Here is a 17346-nt window from a genome sequence, read left to right on the forward strand (position 1 = left end):
CTGGACCGCCTTCGCGAGCAAGCCCGCTCCCACAATTTGACCGAGCTCGACTGTAGAACCGTTATCGCCCAGCGGTTTGCAATGGATACACCGACTCCCAACCGCCACCCAACGCCTTATACAACCCAACCATGGCCAGCGACACGCCGGTGGAGCTTTCAACCCATTGCTCTTGCGTGGCCAGCAGCGCGCTTTGCACCGTGAGCACATTGACGAAATCCACCACGCCTTCGACGTACTGCTGCTGCGCGGTGCTCAGCGCGATCTGGTTCTGGCGCACCGCTTCGGCGAGGCTGTCGCGGCGCAGTTGGCTGGCGTTGTAACGGGTCAGCTGGTCGTCAATTTCATGCCAGGCGCGCAGCACGGTTTGCTGGTAGGCCAGCGCAGCTTCCTGTTGCTGCGCTTCACGCAGGTTCAACATGCCTTGCAGACGCCCGCCGTTGAACAGCGGCAAGCTGAATTGCGGGCCGAAGGAGAACGCGCGCGAGCCCCATGAGCCGAAATCCGACAGTTGCAGGGCCTGGGAGCCAAGGCTGCCCGACAACGTGATGCGCGGATAGAAGTCGCCCTTGGCCACGCCGATAGTGGCGGTGGCCGCGTGCAGGCGCGCTTCGGCCTGGCGGATGTCGGGGCGGCGTTCGGCCAACTCGGACGGCAAACCGATGGCGACCTGGCGCTGGGTTTGCGGCACGGCGGCGTCCTTGGACAATTGCGCATGCAGGGCTTGTGGCGGCTCGCCCATCAACAGGCTCAGGGCGTTGATCAATTGGTCCTGGCGCTGCTGCAGATCCGGCAGGCGCGCTTCGATGGCGGCCACTTGGGCAGCCGCTTCGGCCACGTCCAGGTCGGTCGCCACACCGTCGGCCAGGCGCAGTTGCGAGAGTTTGAGGCTGTGGCGCGCCACGTCGAGGTTCTGCTCGGTGACGGCGCGGGTGTTCTGCACGCCGCGCAACTGGATGTAGTTCTGGGCGGTTTCGGCGAGTACCGACAACAGCACGGCGCGGCGGTCGTCTTCGGCAACTTGCAGGGTGGCGTCGGCGGCTTCGGTTTCGCGTTTTACACGGCCCCAGAAGTCCACTTCCCAAGCGGCAGAGAAGCCCATGTCCCATTGGTTGAACGCTGAACGGCCATTCTCGCCAGAGGGATCATTCAAGCCCTTAGCGCTGTTGCGCTCGCGCTGATAACCACCGGTGGCGTTGACGTTGGGATAACGCTCGGCAGTAGTTACCTGGCGCACGGCGCGGCTTTGTTGCAGGCGGCTGCTGGCCAGTTTCAGGTCGAGGTTATCGGTGAGCGCACGGCGTGTGAGGGCCGAGAGTTGCGCGTCGTGGAACACGTCCCACCAACGCTCCTGCAAAGGCTCGGTGACGGCGCGGCTGGCGGCTTGGCGCCCTTGGGGCTCGCCCCATTGCGTGATGTGCGGGCCGTGCGGCCGCTGGAAATCCGGGCCAACGGTACAGGCACTGAGGCTGATGAGGCTCAAGGTAAGCCAGGCAAATTGCTTCATTGCTGGGCCACCTCACGTGGCTGCGCGACAGGCTGGGTGTCGACGCTGGCCTCCACCGACATGCCGACACGCAAGCGCTCGGTCAGTGGTTGATTGGGTTCGAGCACGATTTTCACCGGAATGCGTTGCACCACCTTGGTGAAGTTGCCGGTGGCGTTGTCGGGCTTGACCGAGGCGAACGTCACGCCCGTGGCGGGTGCGAGGCTTTCCAGATGACCCTTGAGCAGTTCGCCGTCGAGGCTGTCGACGCGCACCTGCACGGCTTGGCCGGCGTGCATATGCCACAACTGGGTTTCCTGGAAGTTGGCCACCACATAGGCCTCGGCCAAGGGCACCACGGCGAGGATCTTACTGCCCGGCGTCACATAGGCGCCCACCCGTACCGCGCGCTCACCGACCATGCCATCCACCGGCGCGACGATGCGCGTGTAAGAGAGTTGATAGCTGGCCATTTCGAGCGCTGCCTGAGCACGTTTGAGTCCACCTTCGGCGGCATCGCGCTGGGCGGTGAGGATTTCCACCTGCTTGCGCTCTGCCGCCAGCACCGCCGTGGCATTGGCCAGGCGCGCGGTGGCCTGGTCGATGCGGGTCTTGGCTTGCTGGGCGTTCTGCACGGTGCCCGCGCCCACACCGGCGAGGTGGTTGTAGCGGTTCAGTTCGTGTTCGGCAAAAGCCACTTCGGCACGGTCCGCCGCTACGGTGGCCTGGGCCTGGGCGATCACCGAGCTTTGGCGTTCGAGGGTCGCGGTGGCGTTTTTCAGTTGGGCCTGGGCGACGAGCGTGTCGGCATCGGCCGCCTGGGCGGCGGCGCGAAAATCGCGGTCATCGATCAACGCCAACAGCTGGCCGGCCTTGACGCGCTGGTTGTCTTCCACCAGCACTTCCTTGATAAAACCGGCTACGCGCGGCGCCACCAAGGTGAAGTCGGCGGCAACGAAGGCGTCGTTGGTGGTCTGGCGCTTGCTGCCCAACAGGCCGGGCGCGACCAGATAAACCAGTACACCAACGGCAAATACAGCAATAACGGCAACGGCAATTTTGTCTTTGCGTTTCATGAGAAATCCTTTTGGCTAGGTCGGTGCGCGCGGTGGAAAAATCCGCGTCGGCATCCAGAAGATCAGCAGAATCAACGCCACCGCGACGGCGGCCATGACGTAATAAAGGTCCGAAGAAGTCAGCACCACGGCCTGCTCGTGCAGGCGGTGCGCCAGGCCCGGCGCGTCGCCGTCGGCCAGGGGCGAGTTGCCCAGGCGGTCCACCAACATGGTCGAGTGAAAGTGCAGACGCTGGGTGGTCAGCACATCCAGCACGGCGGTGGCGACCACGGCGGCCAGGCCTTTGACGGTGTTGAACCACGCCGAGGCGAATGGCCCGTCCATCGGTTGGATGCTGCCAGTGGAGAGCATCAGCAGCGGCAGCACGGCCATGGGCTGACCAAAGATTTGCAGCAGGTAGAGGCCGTAAAAATCATCCCGGATCCACTCCGACGTCAGGTGCGAGCTGCCCACACAGCACAGCACCAGCATGCTCAAGCCAGTCCCCAGGACCCAGCGGCAATCGACCCAGCGCAGGTTGCACAGCGCCGCCACCAACGGCAGCGCAATCAACTGCGGCAACGCCATCAGCAACATCACCGGCGCCGTTTGCAGCGGCCGGTAACCCTGAACCTGGGCGAGGAAACTCGACGGGATGATGATGACTGACGTCAGCACCATCAGCACGCCTGCCAGCACGATCAAGGCAAACGCCAGGTTGCGCAGGCCGAGCATCTGCAACTTGAAGAACGGAATCGGCTGCGACCATTCATTGATCAGAAACAGCACCAGCAACAGCGTGCCGCCGCTGAGCAGGAAGGTGATCAGGCCGGACTCGAACCAGTCCAGGCGATTGCCCTGCAACAAGCCGATCACCAGCATGCAGATCGCCGGGAAACCCAGCAGCAAGCCGCGCCAGTTGAACTGCTTGAAGCGCTCCAGGCGCACCGGGTCTTGTGGCAAGCCGTAGGCCACGGCGGCCATCGCCAGCAGGCACGGCGCGACGATCTGCCAGAACGCCCATTGCCAGCCGACGTACTCGGTCCACAGCGCCGCCAACGGCGTGCCCAGGCTTGGGCCGAACGTGGCGGTGAGTGCGTAACCCGCCAGGCCATACAGCTTGACGTTGGCCGGCAGGAAACGCAGCGCCACGGTCATCAGCATCGGCGGCAACGCGCCACCGGCCAGGCCTTGCACGGTGCGCAGCACCAGCAGGGTTTCGTAGTTCGGCGCAAACGGGCACAGGATGCCCAGCACGGTGAACAAAGCGATGGCACACAGCGTGAAGCGGCGCAGGGAAAACGTCACCGAACACCAGGGCGCGAAAGCCATGGCCGCCACGGAGGTCGCCGTGTAAGCCGCGACCAGCCAGGTGCCTTCGTCAAAACCGATGTACAGCGCACCACGGATATCGGCGAGGGCGACTTTGGTGACCATCTCGTTGAGACCGGACACCAGCACCGCCAGCAAGACGCCGACCAAGCCAATGATGATGCGCGGGCCGAACACGGGCGGGTTGAGCGCAGTGGGTTTGGCTGCAGCCTGGAGGGCGGGGGCAGCGAGGGAGGTCATGGACAGGTAACTCGGGATTAGAAATACCCGAGCAGTTTAATCAGGCACACCCATAACAAAAAGTTACTTGCCGGAAGCTTATAAGTGCGTCAGACGCAATCCTCAGGGGCACTGCTGATCTCTGTGGGAGCTGGCTTGCCTGCGATAGCGGTGGGTCAGGCAATGAATCCCTACACAGTCAGACCGCCATCGCAGGCAAGCCAGCGCCCACATTGATCGAGTGAATCTCAGCTGGGTTGGGCTTCCAGCCAGGTGGCGTGGCAGCTCTCGCGCATGGTTTCGCGCAGCCACTTATGGGCAGGGTCTTTGTCGAAACGCGGGTGCCAGAATTGGGCCAGCATCAGGGTCGGCAGGGAGATCGGCAACTGGAATGCGCGCAGGGGCAGCTTCAGGCGGTTGGCACTCAGCAGGGCTTCCTTGGGCACCGGCAGCAGCAGGTCGGAATCGGGCAGCATGAACATCGCGCCATGAAAGCCTGGGGCGATCATGGCCACTCGGCGCTCCAGGCCCAGGGCATTGAGCGCGGTGTCGATTGGCCCGCGGGCGATGCCGCGTCGCGAAATGCTGATGTGGGAGTAGCTGGCAAACCGCGCGGCGGTGATTTCTTCGTCGAACAGCGGGTGATCCTCGCGCGCAAGGCCCACAAAGGTGGTGGAAAACAGGTTCTGCACCTTCACCTCGGGGCTGGATGGCATGGAATTACTCACCCGCAGATCCAGCCGACCTTCGCGCAATGCCTCGTCGTCGGTGTCGCCTTCAGGCACGAAACACAGCTCGCACTGCGGTGCCATGCGTTCCATGGTGTCGAACAGCCGACCGCCATATACGCCGACAAAGAAGTCATTGGCACGCACGCTGAATCGCCGGCGCAAGGTGCTGAGGTCAACCTGGTCTGCCGAGCGGAACAACAACGCCGCCTGCTCCACTACATTGCGCACCTGGCCTTGCAACTGCAGCGCCTTGGGCGTCGGCACCAGGCCGCGCCCGGCGCGCACCAGGATCGGATCGCCCACCGCTTCGCGAATACGCGTGAGGGTGCGGCTCATGGCGGCCGGGCTGAGGTTCATGCGCCGCGCGGCGCCGACCACGCTGCCTTCATCAAGTAAGGCGTCGAGGGCGACCAACAGGTTCATGTCCGGTAATTGCATGCCAAGCACTCGTGATCGTTGGGGAGTGAACTGCACGCAATCCTAGCAGGCTTTACAGGTAACGCTTGAAGGTGCGCGGCAAGTAGTCCGCGTAGGCAGCCTTGGGGTGAGCCTGGCACTGGCGCACGATGTCTGGCAGGGCTTTTTCCAGTTCGTCGGCCTTGACCAGGCCTTGTTTGTAGTCGCTTTTACCGCTGAGCGCGGGGAACATCACCGCAACGCGGGTGATGGCAAAACTCTTGATATCGATCAGCGGGCGCGTGGGGTAATCGCGACGGAACTGGCTGACTTCTTCGGTCAACGCGCTGCAGGGTTGAAACAGAGTTTGCGTAAACGTCAGTTGAACCGTTTTGGGGCTGGGCGGTTCAGGCGTGAAGATCATGTCGTTATGCGCCTCAAGCATCGCTGGGCGGTCGGCACTGACCGTCCAAGGCTTGAAACGCCACAGCGTCGCCGCGGCCACGGCAGCTTCGCCAAAGGCCGGCTGGGTGGCGGAGAGCGCCTTTACATCACTGACCGTGCCGTCGCTGTGAATCTTCAAGCTGATGCGCGCATGCCCCTGGGTGCTGATCAGGCTAGAAGGGTAAAGCGGCTTGGGCATGGCCACCGCGTCGGGCGTAAATTCGGCAAACACCGAGGTCGAGAACAACAAGGCCGCCGCCAGTACAAAACACCGCATCGTCGTAAATCCTTTTACCGCGCATGCCTGACGCCAGGGCGACGTCAGGTTCGGACGGCATTATCAGAGCTCGCGCCGATAAAGAACAATGACTCCTGTTTGAACCGGGGGGTCTGCCACCCTATAAGTATCAACGCTGCATGCCCCAGCGCTTCACCGTCAGCCGCTCAAAGGTGTTGAACACCAGATTTTCGACCAGCAACCCGATGAGGATAACCACGGCCAAGCCGGCAAACACCTTGTCGGTGTACAGCTCATTGCGGTTCTGGAAGATGTACCAACCCAAACCGCCCTTGCCGCTGGTGGCGCCGAACACCAGCTCGGCGGCGATCAATGTGCGCCAGGCAAATGCCCAGCCGATTTTCAGGCCGGCAAGGATCGACGGCAGCGCCGCCGGGATCAGGATGAACAGCACAAAACGCATGCCCTTGAGGCCGTAGTTGCGGCCGGCCATGCGCAGGGTTTCAGACACGCCGAGAAACCCCGAATACGTGTTCAGCGCCAAGGCCCACAGCACCGAATGCACCAGCACGAAAATCAGGCTGTTCTGCCCCAGGCCGAACCACAGCAGGGCCAGCGGCAGCAATGCGATGGCCGGCAGCGGGTTGAACATCGAGGTCAGTGTGCTCAGCAGGTCGCGGCCAAGCTGGGTCGAGACCGCCAGCGTAGTCAGGGCAAACGCCAGCACGATGCCGATCACATAGCCCTTGATCAGCACCGCCAGCGAGATGCTCACTTTGCTCAACAACTCACCGCTGAGCAAGCCGTCGAATAACGCTTGAGCGGTCTGCAAAAAGCTCGGCAGCAGCAGGTCATTGTTCTGGTAACGCGCGACTGCCTCCCAGAGGATCGCCAACACGATCAGGATCAGGCCCTTGCGCAGCCAGCCTTGCTGCCACAAGCGTTGGCGCAGCGGCAGCTCGCGTTCAACGGGGACGCTGAGCAGCGGTTCGAGGTGTACTTCAAATTCCTGGCGCATAGGTCGGCCCCTTAGTAAGCGATGCGGATATCGGCGAAACCCAACTCACGTTCGGCCTCGGGCGCTTCATCGAACAGCAGGCGATGAATGCGCCGCGCCGACGCCTGGAATTCCACACCACCAAGGCTGTGCAGGTCGTATTGATGGCTATGGATTTCCGCCCGCACGCGCCCCGGATGCGGCGACAGCAACAGGATGCGATTTCCCACCACCAAGGCTTCTTCGATGGAATGGGTGACGAACAACAGCGTGAAGCGCACCTCTTCCCAGAGCAGCAGCAGTTCTTCCTGCATCTTGCGTCGGGTCAAGGCATCGAGGGCGGCGAAGGGTTCATCCATCAGCAGGATTTTTGGCTGCATGGCCAGGGCGCGAGCAATCGCCACACGCGCTTTCATACCGCCAGACAAGGTGTGCGGGTAAGCATCGGCAAAAGCGCTGAGGCCGACTTTTTCGAGGTAGTACAGCGCTCGCTCTTGGGCTTCGCGACGCTTTAAGGTTTTGGACGCCAGCAGCGGGAACATCACGTTCTGAATGACGGTTTTCCACGGCGGCAACTGGTCGAATTCCTGGAACACCACGATGCGGTCCGGGCCGGGTTGTTCGACCTTTTGCCCGAGCAGGCGAATCTCGCCTTCGCAGGGTTTGATAAACCCGGCGATGGACTTGAGCAAGGTGGATTTGCCACAGCCCGAGGGGCCGAGCAGCACGTAGCGATCAGCCGGGTCGATCTCGAAACTGACCTGATGGGTGGCCCGCACCACGCGCTCGGGGGTGCGGTATTCGAGGCTGACATGGTCCACCGCCAACAGCGGCTGGGCGGTGTTCAGGGTGCTGGCCGCGTGGCCTTGCAGGGGCGCGTTCATTTCAACTCTCTTGCCGAGGACCAGGATTAGAAAGGCGCATCGCCCTGAATGGTGGTGCGAAACAGCTTGCGGCGCAGGTGGCTCGGGCAACCGGCGGCCAGGTGGATCAGCGAGCGGTTGTCCCAGAACACCAGGTCGTGGGGCTGCCACTGGTGGCGGTAGATGTTGTGCGGCAGCACGCTGTGGGCGTAGAGCTGGGCCAGCAGGTCGCGGCTTTCATCCTCGGGCAGGCCGACGATGCGGGTGGTGAAACCTTCGCTGACGAACAGCGCCTTGCGGCCGTTTTCCGGATGAGTACGCACGATCGGGTGCACCACCTCGGCCACTTGGGCCACTTGCTCAGGCGTCAGGGTTGGCCGCCAGTTGCCTTCGAATTTGGTTTCGCTGTAGCGCGCGGTGTAGGAATGCGCGGCGCTGCGGCCCTCCACCGCTTTGCGCAGGAGCTCGGGCAATTGGTCCCAGGCTTTGTGCATGTCGGCAAACAGCGTGTCGCCGCCTTCGGAGGGCAGCTCCTGGGCGTGCAGCATTGAGCCCAGGCTTGGCAGCTCTTTATAAGACAGGTCCGAGTGCCAGAACTTGCCCGCGTCACCCAGGCCGATGGATTGGCCGTTTTCGATGATGTTGGAGACGATCAGGATTTCCGGGTGGTTGGCCAGCAGGAACTGTTTGAGCACGTGGATCTGCAGCACACCGAAGCGGCGGCTGAAGGCGATCTGTTGTTCGGGGGTAATGCGTTGATCGCGGAACACCACGACGTGGTGATCCAGGTGCGCGCGGTGGATGCGCGCGACATCCTGATCGTTAACCGGGCGAGACACATCCAGGCCGACGATCTCGGCGCCAACGCTGCCGGGGAATGGCCGGATCTCGAAGGTTTGGGCGGTTACGGTCGCTGTTGGAACAGTAGAGGTGGCAGACATGAGGGCACTCCCGGTCGGACAGGGGAGTGACTTTATAGATATAAGAACGGGCGATTAAATACCGTTAGTGAATATCGATATGCATTAGGGTGGGGGTCTGTGGTGAAGCTGAGGGCGCCATCGCAGGCAAGCCAGCTCCTACATTTGATGGGTGTACACATTCAAATGTGGGGGCCGGGCTTGGCCGCGATGAGGCCCGTGCCGGCGCTGAAGATCAGCGCTCGTGCAACGCCTCGGCCCGCGCCTTGATGATCGGCTTGAGCAGGTAGCTCAGGATGCTTTTCTTGCCTGTGATGATGTCCACCGAGGCCACCATGCCGGGGATGATCAGCAGCGGCTTCTCATCGGTGCCCAAATGGCTGCGGTCGGTGCGCAAGGTGATCATGTAGTAGGTGGTTTTCTTGTCTTCGTCGGTGATGGTGTCAGCACCGATGCGTTCGAGCTTGGCCTTCAGCCCGCCATAGATGGTGTAGTCATAGGCGGTGAATTTGACGATCGCTTCTTGCCCAGGGTGCAGGAACGCGATGTCTTGCGGGCGGATCTTGGCTTCCACCAGCAAGGTGTCGTTAAGCGGCACGATTTCGACCATGTCGCTGCCCGGCTGGATCACGCCACCGACGGTGTTGACCAGCAGCTGTTTGACGATACCGCGCACCGGCGAGGTGACCAGCGTGCGGCTGACGCGGTCTTCGAGGGCGCGGCCAGTGGACTCAGCCTTGTTCAGCTCGGTGCGCGCTTCGTTGAGTTGGGTCAGCGCTTCACTGCGGAATTTGCCCCGGGTTTCGTCGATCTTGCGCTGCACTTCCTTGATAGCTGATTCGGCACGGGGAATCGCCAGGGTGGTAGCGTCCAGCTGCCCGCGGGTTTCCATCTCGGCGCGCTTGAGGCGCAGCACTTCCACCGGCGACACTGCGCCCTGGGCCACCAACGGCTCGGACATGTTGATTTCCTGACGCTGCAGGGACAACTGGCTGCGGTACTGGCCTTGTTTGGAGGTGAACTCGCGCAGTTCCTGTTGACGCTGCACCAGTTGCTCCTGCAAACCGCCGACTTCGTCTTTCAACTGCTGACGACGGCTTTCATACAGCGAGCGCTCGTTGGCCGCCTGGCTTGGCGCGGCCTTGAGCACGTCGTCGGGAATATTCAGCGGGCGGTCATCCACCTGCGCGCTCAGGCGCTCGACGCGCAGTTGCATGGCCAGGCGCAAGGCTTCGGTTTCGCCGGCGTTGGAGACAAACCGCGTGTCGTCGAGGCGAATCAGCGGCGCGCCGGCTTCGACGATCTGGCCTTCCTTGACGAACAGCTCGGAGACGATGCCGCCTTCCAGGTTCTGGATTTTTTGCAGCTTGGACGACGGAATCGCCTTGCCGTCGCCGCGGGTGACTTCGTCGATGCTGGAGAAGCCCGCCCACACGACCAAAAATACGAAGAACGCAATGATCGCCCAAATGGTCAGGCGGATGACCCGCGGCGCATCTTCGATCAGCGCCTTGTTGACCTCAGGCAGCGGCTGGCCCTGCAACGAATCGGCGCCCTTGAAGTAGCGGCCGACCGCGCTTTTGATGGAGTTAAGCAACACTGATCTGCCCCTTTTTCAACGCTTCCATAACCACGGCTTTCGGGCCGTCCGCGAGGATCTGCCCACGGTCGACCACCAGCAGGCGGTCCACCAGCGAGAGCAGTGAGGCACGGTGCGTGACCAGCACCACGGTCTTGTTTTGCACCACGGCTTGCAGGCGTTGTTTCAAGCGTTCTTCACCGGTGTTGTCCATGGCGCTGGTGGGTTCGTCCAACAGCAGGATGGGCGGGTTGAGCAACAGCGCGCGAGCCAGGGCGACGTTCTGGCGCTGGCCGCCGGACAGGTTCTGCCCACGCTCGCCAACTTGCAGTTCATAGCCTTGCGGGTGCAGGCGCGCGAATTCGTGCACGCCGGCCAGTTCGGCGGCTTGCAGGACCATTTCGTCTTCGACATAACGCGCACCCGAGACCAGGTTGTCGCGCAGGGTGCCGGCCAGCAGCTGGATGTCTTGGGCGACGTAGCCGATGTTGTGGCGCAACTCGCTCACGTCGATCTGGCGTACGTCCACGCCGTCTACCAGCAAGGCGCCGGAGTCGGGCTGGTAGAGGCCGACGATCAGTTTGGCCAGGGAGCTTTTGCCCGAGCCGCTGCGGCCGATGATGCCGATTTTTTCGCCCGGCTTGATCACCAGGTTGATGTTTTTCAGCGCGGCGTTCTGTTGGTTCGGGTAGGTGAAGTTCAGGCCACGGCACTCGATGGCACCTTGCAGGGTGCGACGGCTCATCGGGCGCTCTTCGAAATTGCGCTCCTGGGGCAGCTCCATCATCTGGTCCACCGAGGTCATGGTGACCTTGGCTTGCTGGTAGCGAGTCAGCAGGCCCGACAGCGAGGCCAGCGGGCTCAGCGCACGGCCACTGAGCATGTAGCAGGCAATCAGGCCGCCCATGCTGAGGTTGCCGTCGATGATCTGGTACACACCGAACACGATCATGATCACGCCGGCCAGTTGCTGGATCAGCAGGGTCATGTTCATCGACAGGCCCGACAGCAACTTCACGCGCAGCTCAAGCCGGCTGAGGGTGCCGATGGTTTGTTCCCAGCCGTACTGACGCTCGCTCTCGGCGTTGTTGACCTTGACCGCGTCCAGACCTGCGAGGGTTTCGATCAGGCTCGACTGGCGCTCGGCAGCCAGGGCCATGGTCCGCTCCATGGTCGCTACCAACGGTTTTTGCAGGGCGTAGCCGATGCCCAGGGCAATCGGGAAAGCCAGCACCGGAATCCACACCAGGTGGCCGCCGAGGATGGCGATCACCAGGAAAATCAGCAGGGTGAACGGCAGGTCGATCAGGCTGGTGAGGGTCAGCGACGCGAGGAAATCGCGCAGGCTTTGAAACTCATGGATGTTCTGCGCAAAGCTGCCGACCCGTGCCGGGCGGTACTTCATGGACATGCCGACAATGCGCTCGAACAGCGTGGCCGAGATGATCAGGTCGGTCTTTTTGCCGGCGAGGTCCAGGCACAGGCTGCGCAGGCTCTTGAGCACCAGGTCGAACAGGTACGCGCCGCCGATGCCCACGGCCAACACCCACAAGGTGGACGTGGCCTGGTTGGGCACTACTCGATCGTAGACGTTCATCACAAACAGCGGCGCCGCCATGGCGATGATGTTGATCAGGAAGCTGGCGGCGATGGCGTCGGTGTAGAGCCAGCGCGAACGCTTGAGGGTGTCGCGAAACCACGAACGCGCTCGCGGGATCAGCGTGCCGTGGTTGACGTCGAATTTGTGCTGCGGCTGGGCGAAGAAGACTTTGCCGATGTAATCGTCGACCAACAGCTCGCGCTTGATCAGCACCTCACCGCCGTCGCTTTCGCTGAGCAGAATGCGGGCTTCGTCTTCGCCTTGCCAACCTACCAGCACGGTACTGCGACCGTCCTTGAGCAACAGGAGCGCCGGCAGTGCGATGGTCGGAATCTGTTCCAGCTTGCGTTGCAGCACCCGCCCTTGCAGGCCGGCACGCGCGGCTGCACGTGGCAGCAGCTCGGCACTCAGGCGCTGCGAGGGCAGCGGCAGGCCGGTGGTGAGCATGGCCGCGCTGGCCGGTTTTTGATGCAAGGCACAAAGCGCCAACAACCCGTCCAGTAACGGGTCGTCGTGCAGCGTGCGTGGATCATGACTGAGATGAACTCGACTGACTTCGGATTCCACGCGCTGCACTCTCGACTAACAGATGGGACTATAGGGGTGACTCAATTCATCCCAGGCAGTTGGACTTTTGGCTTCACGTCGTTCTGTACGACGGAGGCCATCGGTGCGACCACGCCCTGGCTTTTGAGCAATTCGCCCATGGTCGCCTTGATTCGATATTGAGTAAATAACTGAATGTTCTTGATCTCTTCCAAACGACGCGAAGCGGTGAACAATTCGTTCTCGCTGTCGAGCAAGTCGAGCAGGGTACGTTGGCCCAGGCTGAACTGCTGCTGGTAAGAGGTGCGCACGCGGGTGCTGTGATCCACGTACTGCTGGGCTACCGGCAATTGCGCGTTGGCGTTGTTCAGGGCGTTCCAGGCCAGGCCCAGTTCTTCGTTGAGTTGGCGCAGGGCGTTATTGCGGATATCCAGTGCCTGGTTGGCCTGGTAGGACTTCGATTGCAGGTCGGCCTTGTTGCTGCCACCGGCGAACAGGTTGAAGCGCATGCGCACCATGGCTTCCCAACCGTTGCTGTGGCCGGCATCGCCGCCGACGTTGTTGTCGGCATTCGTGCCCAGCTCTGCATCAAAGCGCGGGTAGAAGGTGGACTTGGCAGCTTCGTACTGACTTTCGGCGGCGGAGATATCCGACTCGGCCGAACGCAGGACCGGGCTGTTGTCGAGCATCTGGCGGCGTGCTTCGTTGAAGTCAGCCGGCAGCATGGCTACAAACGGCGCCGGGCGCTCGAGCTGGTCGGGCATCTGGCCGACGGCGCTGAGGTAATTGACCTGGGAGTCGGCCAGGTTGGTTTGCTCGGTGATCAGGTTGTTGCGGGCCTGGGCCAGACGCGCTTCGGCTTGATCCTGGTCGGCACCGTTACCGACGCCGCGCTGGGTGCGCAGTTTGATCTGGTCGTAAATGCGTTCGTGGTTGCGCAGGTTTTCTTCAGCCAGGCGCACAAACTCACGGCGTGTCAGCACATCCAGGTACACCTGGGCGACAGTCAACGCGGTGCGCTCGGAAGTACCCAGCAAGGAGTACGCGCGGGAATTGACGTTGGCTTGTTGGCGCCCGACTTCGCTGGAGGTGGCGAAACCGTCAAAAATCATCTGTTGCAGACGCAGGCTCGATTCGCCGCGGTTGTGGGTGTCCCACTGGTTGCCGTTCGGGCCGCTGGCGGCGCGCGTGTTGGAATCGTCGGTGCCTTCACGACCATAACCGGCGTTCAGGTCTACACGAGGCAAGTAACCACCTTGTGCAGCGCGCAGTTGGTAATCGGCGGCGATACGGCTGTTCACGCCGGCTTGAATTTCCGGGTGCACGTCTAAGGCCTGTTGCATGGCCTGGGGCAATGTTTGGGCTTGTACAAAACTGGCGGCGAGTACGAACGGTATTGCCTTGAACAGGTGCAAACGCATTTAAAAATTCCCCAGGACTTCTTGTCTCAAATCACAGCGATTCGGCCTCGCTGAGTCGGATAATGGCTACCGTAATGACCGTACGTCGGAAAGTTCAAAAAGCGGAACTGCTTCACACATGTAGGACGGTTCGCCGCATAAATATCAATGTGACATTACGGGGCCAATTGTTTAGGATGGCGACCAGAAGGTCAATAGTTTGGCATAAACTAGATAGCGAATAAATCTAGCCAATTATTTGACGCCAGTAAGTAATTAGACTACGCCCCCTCCTGTTTGGCCCTCGCACCTGCGAGCGGCCGCCTGGAAATCATCAGAAACGGATCGCCGGAGAAATCTTTAATGAGCAGTGTTGTTGCCATCGTCAAAAGCATTGTTGGTCAAGTTTTCGTTATTTCTCCGGAAGGGACACGCCGCGTCCTCGTTGAAGGTGATCGCCTGTTCGCGGGCGACCAGGTCGATACCGGCATGTCCGGCGCGGTCAGCCTGGAATTGGCCGACGGCCGCACGCTGGACCTCGGTCGGGATACCCAATGGAGCGCCGACATGCCGGACTCCAGCCTCGACCTGGCCGCAGCCACCGAGCAGGCCGCACCGTCGGTTGCCGAACTGCAACAAGCCATCGCCGCCGGCGCCGACCCGACCACGGACCTGGAAGCCACTGCCGCAGGCGCTACCGCTGCCGGTAACGGCGCCGCGGGCGGCGGCCACAGCTTCGTTGTGCTGGACGCGACCGCAGGCCGCGTCGACCCGACCATCGGCTTCCCGACCGGCCCTCTGGGCCAGACCACGGCGACCCAAACCCAGCTCGCGGGCGCCCAAGGCTCGACCGACAACAGCGGCAACCTGGTGTTGCAGGCGTCCACCCTGTCGCTGAGCGCAACCCCGAGCATCACCGAAGCCGGCGGCGTGCTGACCTACACCGCCACGGTGACCCAGGCACCGTCCAGCAACCTGAACATCACGCTGTCCAACGGCGCAGTGATCACCATCATTGCCGGCCAGACCACCGGCACCGTCAACGTACCGCTGGCGCCGAACGACAGCCCTTACATCGATCCAAGCCAGATCAGCGTCAACGTCACCGGCACCACTGGCGGCAACAACCTGGTACTGACCCTCGACCCTAATCCGGCCGTGACTCAGATTACCGATACCATCGACACCACTACCGTGACGCTGACAGCGGGTGGAACGGTGACCGAAGGCGGTCAAATCACTTACACCGCGACGCTGACCAACCCTGCACAGACGCCGGTGACGGTCACTTTGAGCAATGGCTCGGTGATCACCATCAAGGCGGGTGAGTCGGTTGGCACTGTTGTGGTGGATACGCCGGCTAACGACGTTTACAACAATGGTTCGACTGTCAGCACCACTATTACCGGTGCAACTGGCGGTAACTTCGAGAACTTGGTGCCGAGCACTACACCTGCGGTCACCACGATCACTGATTCGGTTGATACCACTACCGTCACGCTGACGGCGGGCGAGACTGTCACCGAAGGCGGCCAGATCACTTACACCGCGACGCTGACCAATCCTGCGCAGACGCCGGTGACTGTGACGCTTTCTAATGGCCAGACCATCGTTATCGAAGCGGGTAAATCTGCGGGCTCGGTGGTGTTTGAAACGCCGGCTAACGACGTTTACAACAATGGTTCGACTGTCAGCACCACTATTACCAATGCAACTGGCGGTAACTTTGAGAACTTGGTTCCAGGTACTGCCCCAGCCGTCACCACGATCACTGATTCGATCGACACCACCACCGTCACTCTAACGGCAGATCCATCGGTCGTTGAAGGCGGCAACATCACTTACACCGCCACGCTGACCAACCCAGCACAAACCGCTGTGACGGTTACCTTGAGCAACGGTCAGACGATCAACATCGAAGCGGGCAAGTCCAGCGGAAGTGTGGTTTTCGAAACCCCGGCTAACGACGTTTACAACAACGGTTCGACTGTCAGCACCACTATTACCAATGCAACTGGCGGTAACTTTGAGAACTTGGTTCCAGGTACTGCCCCAGCCGTCACCACGATCACTGATTCGATCGACACCACCACCGTCACTCTAACGGCAGATCCATCGGTCGTTGAAGGCGGCAACATCACTTACACCGCCACGCTGACCAACCCAGCACAAACCGCTGTGACGGTTACCTTGAGCAACGGTCAGACGATCAACATCGAAGCGGGCAAGTCCAGCGGAAGTGTGGTTTTCGAAACCCCGGCTAACGACGTTTACAACAACGGTTCGACCGTCAACACGACGATCACCAACGCTACCGGCGGTAATTTCGAAAACCTGGCAACCAACCCTACGCCAGCGACCACCACCATCACCGACTCTATCGATACCACCACTGTCACTCTGACGGCGGATCCATCGGTCGTTGAAGGCGGCAACATCACCTACACCGCGACGCTGACCAATCCGGCGCAAACCGCCGTGACCGTCACTTTGAGCAACGGTCAGACCATCGTTATCGAAGCGGGCAAGTCCAGCGGAACTGTAGTTTTCGAAACTCCGGCTAACGATGTCTACAACAACGGTTCGACCGTCAATACGACGATCACCAGCGCCAGCGGTGGTAACTTCGAAAACCTGGCAACCAACCCAGCGCCAGCGACCACCACCATCACCGACTCGATCGACACCACCACCGTCACCCTGACGGCGGACCCATCGGTCGTTGAAGGCGGTAATATCACTTACACCGCCACGCTGACCAATCCAGTACAAACTGCTGTGACGGTTACCTTGAGCAACGGCCAGACGATCAATATCGAAGCGGGCAAGTCCAGCGGAACTGTAGTTTTCGAAACTCCGGCTAACGACGTCTACAACAACGGTTCGACCGTCAATACGACGATCACCAACGCCACTGGCGGCAACTTCGAGAACCTGGCGACCAATCCAGCGCCAGCGACCACCACCATCACCGACTCGATCGACACCACCACCGTCACCCTGACGGCGGACCCATCGGTCGTTGAAGGCGGTAATATCACTTACACCGCCACGCTGACCAACCCAGCGCAAACCGCTGTGGCGGTCACGCTGAGCAACGGCCAGACGATCAATATCGAAGCGGGCAAGTCCAGCGGAACTGTAGTTTTCGAAACTCCGGCTAACGACGTCTACAACAACGGTTCGACCGTCAACACGACAATCACCAACGCCACCGGCGGTAACTTCGAAAACCTGGCGACCAACCCAGCTCCAGCGGTGACCACCATCACCGACTCGATCGACACCACTACCGTTACCCTGACTGCCGATAACTCGGTTGTTGAGGGCGGCAACATCACTTACACCGCCACGCTGACCAATCCGGCGCAAACCGCCGTGACCGTCACTTTGAGCAACGGTCAGACCATCGTTATCGAAGCGGGCAAGTCCAGCGGAACTGTAGTTTTCGAAACTCCGGCTAACGACGTCTACAACAACGGTTCGACCGTCAACACGACAATCACCAACGCCACCGGCGGTAACTTCGAAAACCTGGCG

Annotated in this window: 12 protein-coding genes; 1 reads left to right on the forward strand and 11 read right to left on the reverse strand. The window is 61.3% G+C overall.

Features of this window, described 5'->3' with window-relative positions; genetic code table 11:
• Nucleotides 1-61: 61 nt before the first annotated feature.
• The 11 genes from AC19YS_RS06120 to AC19YS_RS06170 all read right to left on the reverse strand — a co-directional run bounded on the left by AC19YS_RS06120 (nucleotide 62) and on the right by AC19YS_RS06170 (nucleotide 13827).
• Nucleotides 62-1507 (reverse strand): efflux transporter outer membrane subunit, encoded by a 1446-nt coding sequence (locus AC19YS_RS06120; RefSeq protein WP_500601203.1) that lies wholly within the window; start codon nucleotides 1505-1507, stop codon nucleotides 62-64.
• Nucleotides 1504-2562 carry an HlyD family secretion protein gene (locus AC19YS_RS06125; RefSeq protein ID WP_106577311.1) on the reverse strand — a complete coding sequence of 353 codons (1059 nt, stop codon included), beginning with the start codon at nucleotides 2560-2562 and terminating at the stop codon, nucleotides 1504-1506. The genes AC19YS_RS06120 and AC19YS_RS06125 overlap by 4 nt, the downstream gene beginning before the upstream one ends.
• Nucleotides 2563-2577: 15 nt before the next feature.
• On the reverse strand, nucleotides 2578-4113 hold the full coding sequence (locus tag AC19YS_RS06130) for an MFS transporter (RefSeq protein ID WP_200624204.1): 1536 nt from the start codon (nucleotides 4111-4113) through the stop codon (nucleotides 2578-2580).
• Between the two features lie 227 nt (nucleotides 4114-4340).
• A complete protein-coding gene (locus tag AC19YS_RS06135; RefSeq protein WP_119738355.1) occupies nucleotides 4341-5261 on the reverse strand; it encodes a LysR family transcriptional regulator in 921 nt (306 codons plus the stop codon).
• A gap of 52 nt (nucleotides 5262-5313) precedes the next feature.
• On the reverse strand, nucleotides 5314-5940 hold the full coding sequence (locus tag AC19YS_RS06140) for a TonB family protein (RefSeq protein WP_500601206.1): 627 nt from the start codon (nucleotides 5938-5940) through the stop codon (nucleotides 5314-5316).
• A 130-nt stretch (nucleotides 5941-6070) separates the two neighbouring features.
• On the reverse strand, nucleotides 6071-6919 hold the full coding sequence (locus AC19YS_RS06145; protein ID WP_106577307.1) for an ABC transporter permease: 849 nt from the start codon (nucleotides 6917-6919) through the stop codon (nucleotides 6071-6073).
• 11 nt (nucleotides 6920-6930) lie between these two features.
• Nucleotides 6931-7782, reverse strand: a complete 852-nt coding sequence (locus AC19YS_RS06150; RefSeq protein ID WP_500601207.1) for an ABC transporter ATP-binding protein — start codon at nucleotides 7780-7782, stop codon at nucleotides 6931-6933.
• A 26-nt stretch (nucleotides 7783-7808) separates the two neighbouring features.
• Nucleotides 7809-8702 carry a TauD/TfdA dioxygenase family protein gene (locus AC19YS_RS06155; RefSeq protein WP_500601208.1) on the reverse strand — a complete coding sequence of 298 codons (894 nt, stop codon included), beginning with the start codon at nucleotides 8700-8702 and terminating at the stop codon, nucleotides 7809-7811.
• A gap of 214 nt (nucleotides 8703-8916) precedes the next feature.
• Complete coding sequence (locus tag AC19YS_RS06160) at nucleotides 8917-10281, reverse strand: HlyD family type I secretion periplasmic adaptor subunit (RefSeq protein WP_500601210.1); 1365 nt, start codon at nucleotides 10279-10281, stop codon at nucleotides 8917-8919.
• On the reverse strand, nucleotides 10271-12427 hold the full coding sequence (locus tag AC19YS_RS06165; protein WP_119738405.1) for a type I secretion system permease/ATPase: 2157 nt from the start codon (nucleotides 12425-12427) through the stop codon (nucleotides 10271-10273). The genes AC19YS_RS06160 and AC19YS_RS06165 overlap by 11 nt, the downstream gene beginning before the upstream one ends.
• Before the next feature lie 41 nt (nucleotides 12428-12468).
• Nucleotides 12469-13827: a TolC family outer membrane protein gene (locus AC19YS_RS06170; RefSeq protein WP_200624199.1), complete on the reverse strand. Its 1359-nt coding sequence runs from the start codon at nucleotides 13825-13827 to the stop codon at nucleotides 12469-12471.
• Nucleotides 13828-14169: 342 nt separating this feature from the next.
• Here AC19YS_RS06170 and AC19YS_RS06175 point away from each other — a divergent pair.
• Nucleotides 14170-17346, forward strand: a 3177-nt coding sequence (locus AC19YS_RS06175; protein WP_500601212.1) for a retention module-containing protein, incomplete at its 3' end; no start/stop codon positions are given.

The sequence above is a fragment of the Pseudomonas sp. MF08831 genome, from assembly GCF_059862645.1.